9 protein-coding genes are annotated in these 9598 nt (G+C 69.4%); 3 read left to right on the top strand and 6 right to left on the bottom strand.

The genetic code is table 11. The features are described from left to right. The coding region (locus tag VF649_RS01675; RefSeq protein WP_331010222.1) for a glycosyltransferase at positions 1–998 on the bottom strand (998 nt) is incomplete at its 3' end. Positions 999–1136: 138 nt separating this feature from the next. Here VF649_RS01675 and VF649_RS01670 point away from each other — a divergent pair. Next, entirely contained in the window at positions 1137–1922 is a 786-nt protein-coding gene (locus tag VF649_RS01670; protein ID WP_331010221.1) for an outer membrane protein assembly factor BamD, read from the top strand. 203 nt (positions 1923–2125) lie between these two features. After that, the gene (gene recN / locus VF649_RS01665; protein WP_331010220.1) at positions 2126–3787 is read left to right on the top strand and encodes a DNA repair protein RecN; all 1662 of its coding nucleotides are present in this window, start codon (positions 2126–2128) and stop codon (positions 3785–3787) included. A 251-nt stretch (positions 3788–4038) separates the two neighbouring features. Here recN and VF649_RS01660 read toward each other — a convergent pair whose 3' ends face one another. Next, positions 4039–4695: an RBBP9/YdeN family alpha/beta hydrolase gene (locus VF649_RS01660; protein ID WP_331010219.1), complete on the bottom strand. Its 657-nt coding sequence runs from the start codon at positions 4693–4695 to the stop codon at positions 4039–4041. A 162-nt stretch (positions 4696–4857) separates the two neighbouring features. On the opposite strand from VF649_RS01660, the gene ligA reads away from it, so the two are divergent. Beyond that, positions 4858–6966 carry an NAD-dependent DNA ligase LigA gene (gene ligA / locus VF649_RS01655; RefSeq protein ID WP_331010218.1) on the top strand — a complete coding sequence of 703 codons (2109 nt, stop codon included), beginning with the start codon at positions 4858–4860 and terminating at the stop codon, positions 6964–6966. A gap of 21 nt (positions 6967–6987) precedes the next feature. On the opposite strand, the gene VF649_RS01650 is transcribed toward ligA, so the two are convergent. The 4 genes from VF649_RS01650 to VF649_RS01635 form a co-directional block, all read right to left on the bottom strand. Then, positions 6988–7509, bottom strand: coding sequence for a hypothetical protein (locus VF649_RS01650; RefSeq protein ID WP_331010217.1), 522 nt, complete (start codon positions 7507–7509; stop codon positions 6988–6990). A gap of 51 nt (positions 7510–7560) precedes the next feature. Then, complete coding sequence (locus VF649_RS01645; RefSeq protein ID WP_331010216.1) at positions 7561–8535, bottom strand: FAD:protein FMN transferase; 975 nt, start codon at positions 8533–8535, stop codon at positions 7561–7563. Between the two features lie 10 nt (positions 8536–8545). After that, the gene (locus VF649_RS01640) at positions 8546–9394 is read right to left on the bottom strand and encodes a DUF4198 domain-containing protein (RefSeq protein WP_331010215.1); all 849 of its coding nucleotides are present in this window, start codon (positions 9392–9394) and stop codon (positions 8546–8548) included. Positions 9395–9408: 14 nt separating this feature from the next. Beyond that, the coding region (locus VF649_RS01635) for a DUF2271 domain-containing protein (protein WP_331010214.1) at positions 9409–9598 on the bottom strand (190 nt) is incomplete at its 5' end.

Here is a 9598-nt window from a genome sequence, read left to right as displayed (position 1 = left end):
CCGGCGGTCGGCCGATCGATGACCGCGCGCGCGCCGCCGACGTCGGTCGTGACGACGGGGACGCCACTGGCCACCGCCTCCACCCAGACATTGGCCAGCCCTTCGGATGCGGTCGGCAGAACGAAGATGTCGGCGGCCGCGAACAGCGCGGGCAGGGCGGCGTGCGGCATCGGCCCCAGGAAACGGACCCGCCCCGCGACACCGGCGGCAGCAGCGCGCGCATCCAGTGCGGCACGATCGGGGCCATCGCCCGCGATCAGCAGGGTCGCGCCGGGAACACGGGCCAGCGCATCGATCGCGATCGCCTGACCCTTGCGCGCGATCAGATGACCGATGGTGAGCAGGACCGGCCCGTTCAGCCCCAGCGCGGCCTTCGCCCCGGCGCGGTCGGCGGGCGCGAACCGGTCGAGGTCGACGCCGGTGTGATGGACCGCGATCCGGTCGGGCGGCATCCCGAGCGCAATCATGTCGTCACGCAGACGGCCGCTGACCGCGAGCAGGCCGGCGGCGGCGCGGCCCGCGGCGATGACCTGGGGGCCGCAGAGGCGGCGATGGCCCCAATAATGGATGTCGGCGCCGCGTGCCTTGATCGACACCGGCACGCCCAGCGCGCGTCCCAGCCGGATCGCCGCCGGGCCATCCGGCCAGAAGAATTCGGCATCGATGACGTCGAACCGAAAATCGCGGCGGATGGCGCGCAGCAGCGGCAACAGACGGCCAGCGAGCAATGTCGGGGTCAGCGGCGCACCGGGGCCGGGGATGACCGGGAAGCGCGGCCGATCGATCAGCAGCCCGCCGCGCTCCTCCTGCGCCGGCAGCGCCGCCAACGCGGCATAGCGCGGATGGCGCGCCAGCAGCGGCGGAATGCCGATCGGCGCGACGACACGCACCGCGACGCCCGGTCGTGCGGCAAGGCCCTGGGTCTGGCGTTCGACGAAGCCGCCAAAGGCCGGCCGGCCGGCATCGGGGAACAGGGTGGACAGGGTGAGCACGCGCATGGTGCCCTCCTATGCGCGCCCGCCTTACCAAAGCCAGAAAACTGAACCCGTGCTGAGCGAAAATCACCGAAAACCGGTGGCCGGCCCGGTCGAGATCGCCTCTTTGCGGCGCGCGTCGCCTCCGCTACAGCATGCGCCATGCGTTCCTTGTCCCGCCCGCTCGCCCTCGGTGTCCTCGCCGGTCTCTCCCTCACCATCGTCGGTTGTGCATCCGGCGGCGGGAAGGGCAAGGCCGATACCAGCTATGTCGCGCGTGATGTCGACACGCTGTATAACGCAGCCAAGCTGCGGCTGGACCGGAAGCAGTATAAGCAGGCGGCGGTGCTGTTCGACGAGGTCGAGCGTCAGCATCCCTATTCGCCCTGGGCGCGGCGGGCGCAGCTGATGAGTGCGTTCAGCTATTATCTGGCGCGCAGCTACCCCGAATCGATCCAGTCGGCACAGCGTTTCCTGTCGATCCATCCGGGCAACAAGGACGCGGCCTATGCGCTGTACCTGATCGCGGTCGATTATTACGAGCAGATCCAGGACATCACGCGCGACCAGAAGATCACCAGCCAGGCGCTGGACGCGCTGGACGAACTGATTCGGCGCTATCCCGATACGCAATATGCCGCCGATGCCCGATTGAAGGTCGATCTGGTTCGCGATCATCTGGCGGGCAAGGAGATGGAGATCGGCCGCCTGTACCAGCGTCGCGCCGATTGGCTGGCATCGGTGATCCGGTTCCGCAAGGTGATCGAGGATTATCAGACGACCAGCCATGTGCCGGAAGCGCTGGAACGGCTGACGGAAAGCTATCTGGCGCTGGGCATTCCGGAGGAAGCGCGCAAGTCGGCGGCAGTGCTGGGCGCCAATTACCCGGGCTCCGAATGGTATGAGCGCGCCTACAAGCTGGTGCGGGAGAAATCGCCGAAGGCGTGAGGGATCGCAGGCCGATCGAACCTTGTTGTCTCTCCTCCGTTCGGTTCGAGCGTGTCGGGAAGCCCGCGCCTCGTCCACCCCAGGCTCGGACCGAACGGCGATCGTGAACTGAAGAAGCGGCGGGCGACGGTTTTGCTGTGCTGGCCTCCACCCACCCCGAAACAGGTTCAAATCAAGAACATCCGGTGCTAGAGGGATCAGCGATGCTGTCGGCTCTCTCCATTCGCGACGTCGTGCTGATCGAGGCGCTGGATCTGGATTTCCAGGCGGGGCTGGGCGCGCTGACCGGGGAGACCGGGGCCGGCAAGTCCATCCTGCTCGATTCGCTGGGGCTGGCGCTGGGCCGGCGTGCGGAGAGTGGTCTGGTGCGGCAGGGCGCGGCGCAATCGGTGGTGACTGCGACGTTCGATCTGGGTGCCGAGCACGGTGCGATGGCGTTGCTGGCGGACAACGGGTTCGACATGGAACCGGGCGAACCGCTGATGATCCGACGGATCGTAAAGGCGGATGGCGGCAGCCGCGCCAGCATCAACGATCAGCCGGCATCGGCGGGCCTGCTGCGCGAGATCGGCGCGATGCTGGTCGAGATTCACGGCCAGCATGATGATCGCGGCTTGCTGAACGCCAAGGGGCATCGCGACCTGCTCGACAGCTTCGGGCGAATCGATGCCCGCCCCCTGGCCGCCGCCTATCGTCGCTGGCGTGAGGCGGAGACGACGCTGGCCGCGGCACAGGCCGAGCTGGAAACCGCGGAGCGCGACCGCGAATGGCTGGAACATGCCGTGTCCGAATTGCGGGCCTTTGCCGCCGAGCCGGGCGAGGAGGGCGCGCTGGCCGAGGAGCGCGGGCAGATGCAGAAGGGCGCCCGGCTGGCCGACGATCTGACCGCGGTCAGCGATCATCTCGATGGATCGAACGGCGCGCTGGCGAACCTTCGGCAGGCGGCGCGGCGGCTCGACCGGCTGGCGCCCGAACATCCGATGCTGGCGGATGCGCTGGCGGCGATGGACCGCGCGGTGATCGAGGCATCGGAGGCGGAGGATCGGCTGGCGGCGGCGCTGGGTGACATGGCGTTCGATCCGGCGCGGCTGGAATCGGTGGAAACGCGCCTGTTCGACCTACGCGCGCTGGCACGCAAGCATCGGACGACGCCGGACGCGCTGGCCGACCTGACCGCGGAACTGGAGGCGCGGTTCGCGCGCATGGAGGCGGGTGGTGCCGGGATCGCCGCGCTGACCGCGGCGGCGTCCGCGGCGCGGCTTGCCTATGAAGAGGTCGCGGCGACGCTCAGCGCCTTGCGGGTCCTGGCGGCCGCCCGGCTGGACGGCGCGGTCGCGGCGGAACTGGCGCCATTGAAGCTGGACGCCGCGCGGTTCCGCACCGTGGTCGAACCGCTGCCCGAAGGCGGTTGGGGCCCGGCCGGACGCGACCGGGTGGAATTCGAGATTTCGACCAACCCCGGTGCGCCGTTCGCTCCGCTGGTGAAGATCGCGTCGGGGGGCGAATTGTCGCGCTTCATTCTGGCGCTGAAGGTTGCGCTGGCGGAGGAAGGCGGCGCGGGCACCATGATCTTCGACGAGATTGATCGCGGCGTCGGCGGCGCGGTGGCGTCCGCGATCGGCGAGCGGCTGGCCCGGCTGGCGACCAAGGCGCAGTTGCTGGTGGTGACGCATAGTCCGCAGGTTGCGGCCCGGGCGGACCGGCACTGGCTGATCGCGAAGCGCCATGACGGGATCGTGACGCGCACCGGCGTGCATGCGCTGGACGCGGGCGAGCGCCGCGAGGAGATTGCACGGATGCTGTCCGGTGCCGAGGTGACGGCCGAGGCGCGCGCACAGGCGGCGCGGTTGTTGGAGACGGCGTGAGGTTCAGGGTGACCTAACGCTGCCTCCCCTCAACCTTAAACTCTCCCAAGCTCCCGTTCGTCCCGAGCGTAGCCGAGAAGCCGACACTGCGCCCGTCGGCTGTGCTCGGGATGTCCCGTGACTGCGCTCGGGATGGACGGGAAGGAGTTCGGCGGGACGGGAATGGTGTCCGGCTGGAAGGGGATTGGGTTTGGCAACGCGCCAATATCATTTGACCGCGCTGGATCGCGCACGCCGTAACCCGCATCACGTCAGTGCCGCGGTGCCTGCTCCGCCAGCGCCAATGCCGCCATGACGTCACCGGGGCCGCCGGCATGCGCCACTGGGCTGGCAGCGACGCCGATCAGGCGACCGAGCAATTCCTGCCCTTCCGACCACCAGCCGATCCCGCTGGCGGCGTTGAGGTGGCCAAGCGGGCCGGCGTCCACAAAATGACTGCCCCAATCGCGCGCCATGTCGAACGCGCGTTGCGAGCACACATAGGGATCGTCGCTGCTGGCGACCAAAATCGACGGAAAGGGGAGCATGAAGCGTGGGCTCGGGCCGAAATCGCGCAGTTCGTCGCGCACATCGGCACGATCGACATCGGGCGGAGCGACCAGCAACGCGCCCGCGACCGGCCACCCCCAGGTCTGCCCCGCCAGCGCCGCCCACCAGGCGACGGTCAGGCACCCCAAGCTGTGCGCCGCCAGAATGACGGGCGCGCGGGCGGCGCGAATCGCCTGATCCAGTCGCGTAACCCACGCGTTGCGGCGCGGGCTCGACCAGTTGCCGAGATCGGCGCGGATCATGTCGGTACGGCCCTGTTCCCACAATGTCTGCCAATGGGAAGGGCCGGATCCGCCGAGGCCGGGAACGGTCAGGATCGTGGGGGTACGGCCGTCAAGCTCGGAAAGGGTCTGTGCCATGCATCGTCTCCTTTGGCAGGAAGATGTTCTCTATCGTGCCGGCAGACAATGGCGCTTGCGACCAGCGGATGGATTTGTGCGTCTGTTTTGAACGACCGGTGAACGCCGCGCGTCGATCAAGCCGGCTTGCCCGGGAGGGGCGTGATCCGGTAGCCAGCGGCCATGAGCAGCGCCGCCACCGATCCCGCGACTGAACTGGCCGATCTGGCCGCAGCGATTGCGCGGCACGACCGCCTGTATCACGATCAGGACGCGCCGGAGATTTCCGACGCCGATTACGACGCCCTGGTCCGGCGCAACCGCGCGCTGGAGGCCGCGTATCCCGACCTGGTACGCCCCGACAGTCCATCGCAACGGGTTGGTGCCACACCGGGCGGCCGCCTGGGCAAGGTAGCGCATGCGCGGCCGATGATGAGCCTGGACAATGCCTTTGCCGATGCGGAGGTCGCGGAGTTCGTGCACCGCGTGCGGCGATTCCTGGCGCTGGATGTGGACGCGCCGGTGGCGTTGACGGCGGAACCCAAGATCGACGGCCTGTCCTGTTCGCTGCGGTATGAGCAGGGCCGACTGGTGCAGGCGCTGACGCGTGGTGACGGCGCGGTGGGGGAGGATGTGACCGCCAACGTCCGCACCATCCGCGACATTCCGCCGCAGCTGACCGGTGCGGTGCCCAATGTGTTCGAGGTGCGCGGCGAAGTCTATATGGCGAAAACGGATTTCGCCGCGTTGAACCGGCGGCAGACCGAGGCGGGCGGCAAGATTTTCGCCAATCCGCGCAACGCCGCGGCCGGATCGCTGCGCCAGCTGGACGCCGGGATCACGGCGGCGCGGCCGTTGCTGTTCCTGGCGCATGGCTGGGGTGAGGCGACGGTGGTGCCGGGCGACACCCAGAGCGCCGTCATGGCGGCGATCGCCGGCTGGGGGTTTTCGGTGTCGAAGCTGTTCGTCACGGTGACCGATGTGGATGCCGCCCTGTCCCATTATCGGACGATCGAAGCGATGCGGGCCGACCTGCCGTTCGACATCGATGGCGTGGTCTACAAGGTCGACCGGCTCGATTGGCAGCGGCGGCTGGGGCAGGTGGCGCGGGCGCCGCGCTGGGCGATCGCGCACAAGTTTCCGGCCGAACGCGCGCAGACGACGTTGAACGCGATCGATATCCAGGTCGGGCGGACGGGGAAGCTGACCCCGGTCGCGCGGCTGGAGCCGGTGACGGTGGGCGGCGTCGTCGTCACCAACGCGACGCTGCACAATGCCGACGAGATCGTGCGGCTGGGCGTGCAGCCGGGCGACCGCGTGATCGTGCAGCGCGCCGGCGACGTGATCCCGCAAGTCGTCGAGGGGCTGTATCGCGGGGCGGAGCGGCCGGCATGGCCGTTCCCGCTGACCTGCCCCGAATGCGGATCGGCGGCGGAGCGCGAGGCGGGCGAGGTCGATTATCGCTGTACCGGCGGCCTGATCTGCCCGGCGCAGCGGGTGGAACGGCTGATCCACTTCGCATCGCGACATGCGTTCGACATTCGCGGATTGGGGCTGGTGCGGGTAGAGGCGTTCTTCCGCGACGGGCTGGTCCGGTCGCCCGCCGATATCTTCCGCCTGCATGCCCGGCGGGACGCGTTGATCGCGCGCGATCGGCTGGCGGATGTGTCGGTCGACAATCTGCTGGAGGCGATCGAGGAGAAGCGGTCGGTGCCGCTCGACCGCTTTCTGTTCGCGCTGGGCATCCGTCATGTCGGACAGGTGACCGCGCGCGATCTGGCCCGGCGATACGGCACCGTGCGGGCGCTGGGACAGGCCATCCACGCCGCGATCCGGATTCGGCGGGCGATGCGGCCGATCCTGGGTGAGCCGGAGCGCAAGTTCGCGATCCGGCGCGAAAAGGCGCTGGTCGCGGCGATCGAAACGCCAGGGATCGGGCCGGAGGTGGCCGACGCGCTGATCGGCTTCTTCGCGGAGCGCCACAACCGGGTGGTGGTGTTCGACCTGTTGCGGGAGGTTCGTCCGACCGACGTCGTGCACGAGACGCGGGCATCGCGGGTGTCGGGCAAGACCGTGGTGTTCACCGGCAAGCTGGAAACGCTGTCCCGCGACGAGGCGAAGGCGCAGGCCGAGGCGCTGGGTGCGAAGGTGGCCGCCAGTGTATCCAAGAAGACCGACCTGGTGGTGATCGGTGCGGACGCGGGATCGAAGGCGAAGAAGGCCGGTGAACTGGGGGTCGAGGTCGCGACCGAGGCGCAGTGGGCAGCGATCGTGGCGGAGGCGGTGGGGTAACCGAACCTGCGCCGCCGCTGATCAGCCGCGCCAGGCCGCCATCGCGTCCTCATAGGCGGCCCTTGCACGGTCGCGGTCCTGTTCCAGCCGCGCCATCTTCGCCGTGTGGGCGCGTTCGAGTGCGCGGCGTTCGCGGGCAAGTGCTGCCTCCCGGTCGCGGAGCTGGCGCAGGTCGGCGGCATGCTGCGCCTCCGCGTCCGACACGGCACGATCGGCCTCGGTTAGTGCGGCGCGATCGGGGCGGGGGCGCGGGGCCGCCCGGGACCGCCCGGGCTTCGGTCGGTCGGCTTTCGGCGGATCGGGCGGAAGCGCCGCCAAATGATCAGCCGATGTCCCCCGCGGGCGCTTGATCACGGTGCCGGGCTGCGCGAGCGGCGCTTCGGTCAGGGCCGGATCGGTGACGACCTCCGCCGCGTTCCAGGCGAACAGGTCGCTTTCGCTGCCCCACGCCGCCAGCGCCGCCTTCTTGCTGCTGGCCGCGACATAGGCGTCGTGGAAGCCGATCGCGGTCCGAAAGACCTTGAGCTTGGGGCTGCGCGCCATTGCGCCATGCTATCGTCTACCGCGTCGGGATGCCAGCCGTCCGCGGCCGGCTCAGCCGTCGTCCGCCAGCATGGCGGTCAGTGCCGGCGTGATATGCTCATGAGGATGGCCGTTGGCGATCGTGACGATCCGCGCCGCGATTTCGGCGGCGGCCGCCAGCTCTGCGGCATTACTGGCGACGGTCAGCGCGGTTGCCCAAGCGTCGGCCAGCATCGCGCGATCGTGGATCACGCTGACCGAGAGCATGTCGCCGTCGACCGGGTAACCGGTGCGCGGGTCCAGCGTGTGGGCGCCGCGCCGGTAGTTGCCGGAGGTCGCGACCGCAAGCCCATGCAGCGCGATCCGCAGCGGTGGCAGCGGCATGTTCGGTGGGCTTTCCAGATCGACCCACCACGGATCGCCATCCGGACGCACGCCGCGCCCGACCAGTTCGCCGCCGATTTCCACCAGGCAGTGCCGGATGCCGACGGATTGCAGCAGATCGGCGACCATGTCGACGGCATGGCCCTTCGCGATCCCCGACAGGTCGAGCGCGAGCCCACCCGGCTGGTGCAACCGCCGCGCGCCGGGATCGAAGGCGAGCCGGTGCCAGCCCGACACCCCACGCGCGGCGTCGATCGCCGCGGCGTCCGGCGGGGCGTCGATCGCCACCGGGCCGAACCCCCAAATGTCGACGATGGCGCCGATCGCAGGGTCGAACGCGCCACCGGTCCGCGCCGCGATATCGAGCGCCGCCGCCATGACATGTGCGAAATCCGGTGCCAGCGACACCCAGCGGCCACCCGGCGCGCGGTTGAACCGCGACAGATCGGATGCCGGCGACCAGTGGCTCATTTCCGCGACGATGGTGCCGAGCCGGGCCTTGATCGCGCGGAACACCGCCGCACCGTCGAAGCCGGGCGTCGCCGCGAGGCGGACGCTCCAACTGGTCCCCATCGTTTCGCCGCCGAGATCGACGAGCGTTGCAGTGGGATCGCGATCCGCCAAGGCGCCGGCGTCGATCCGCGGCGGCAGCGCGATCCTCATGCGCGGAGGCTCACGGGGTCAGCACCTCCACCGTCGTGATATAGCTCATCCGGCGTTCGGTGGCGCGGGGCGTGCTGGTCTTCGCGTCGGTCGACGTGGCGTTCAGCCAGTACATGCCGGCGGCGGGCCAGGTGACATCGACCATCCCGTTCGCGCCGGTCGTCAGGGTCATGGCGTTTTCGGCATCGCGATACCTTTTTCCACCCGGAATTACGGTGACCTGGACGCCGGCAGCGGGTTTGCCGTCGATCAGGAACCGGAAATGCGCGGGTTCGCCGGCGACCAGTTCGTCCGGATGGGTGACGGGTGCGAATTCCAGCCCCTTGCCGGTCGGCGCCAGCACGGTGGTGGTCGGCGCACCGGCGGTGACGAACAACTCGTTGCGCATCGACACCTCGGCCAGCTTGACGTTGGTGGCGTTGGCCGGGATGTCGACGGCGGTCAGTTCGGGTGGTCGCGCCGCGCCGGGCGCGGGCGGCGGACCACCGCGACGGCCGATCCGCTTCTCGACACCGTCGACCGTGAAACTGCCCATGACGGTCGACATGCCGGTCCCGATCTTCCAGGTCCCCGGCTTGTCGAGTTTGACATCGAACGTCGACCGGTACCGACCGGTGCTGCCATTCTGCAGCGCGCCGGGCGTCCCGTCGGGCTGCCAGACCGTCATCCCGTCCAGCCGCAGCGGCTGGTGATCGAAGAAGAACAGGTCGTTCGACACGGCCGCATCGACCGTGACCCAGCTGTCGGTGCCGGACAGGACGGTGGCGGACGGGAGCATCCACATGCGGTGGGCGGACAGCGCCGCAGGCGCCGAAAGCAGGGCGGCGGCGGCAAGCAGGCGAGCGGCAAGACGGTTCATGCGGAGTCCTCGGATCAGCGGGCGGAGAGGGTGACAGCGCCGAGTTCGGCCTTGCCGGCCGCGCGGGCGGTACCGGCGGCGGGCACGGTGATCGGCAGCGTGACGAGTTCGCGACCACCGGTTTCCCGTGCGGCCTCGACATTCAGCGTGTAGCGACCAGGCTTCAGATCGGCCGGCAGGGCGATGGCATGCTGGCCCGGCGCG

The organism is Sphingomonas sp., assembly GCF_036387535.1.
Taxonomy (GTDB): domain Bacteria; phylum Pseudomonadota; class Alphaproteobacteria; order Sphingomonadales; family Sphingomonadaceae; genus Sphingomonas_R.
The sequence above is the reverse complement of the archived record's forward strand: the minus strand, read 5'-3'. Positions and strand labels throughout refer to the sequence as shown.